The following is a 250-nucleotide window of genomic DNA, read 5'->3' as shown; positions in this document are numbered from 1 at the left end:
ATGAGGCCACTTGGAATGGCCCCGAAACGCGATTTCGAAGGGCCTCAAGAATCCGTTTTTTTGCCTGATTTTGCAACCGCGTTTTCGCCGTTTTCTGGCATTGGTTTCGGCTTGCGGTAGCTCTCGCTGTGGCGCGACAATCTGGATGAGAGACGCGCGACAAACAAGATGAGAATGTCGCGGCGAGGTTGATGATGCCGATGTTGATTGACGCTGACAAGCGTTTGTTGATTGACGCTCGGCGCATGTT

The 250-nt window shown here is 52.8% G+C and carries 1 pseudogene; it reads right to left on the bottom strand.

Going from position 1 to position 250, the window contains the following annotated elements:
• Window positions 1–44: 44 nt before the first annotated feature.
• Window positions 45–250 (bottom strand): annotated as a pseudogene (locus GWC77_RS28930) (hypothetical protein); the annotation flags it as partial.

Source organism: Paraburkholderia sp. NMBU_R16 (genome assembly GCF_013282575.1).
Taxonomy (GTDB): domain Bacteria; phylum Pseudomonadota; class Gammaproteobacteria; order Burkholderiales; family Burkholderiaceae; genus Trinickia.
This window is presented reverse-complemented; position numbering and strand designations above follow the sequence as displayed.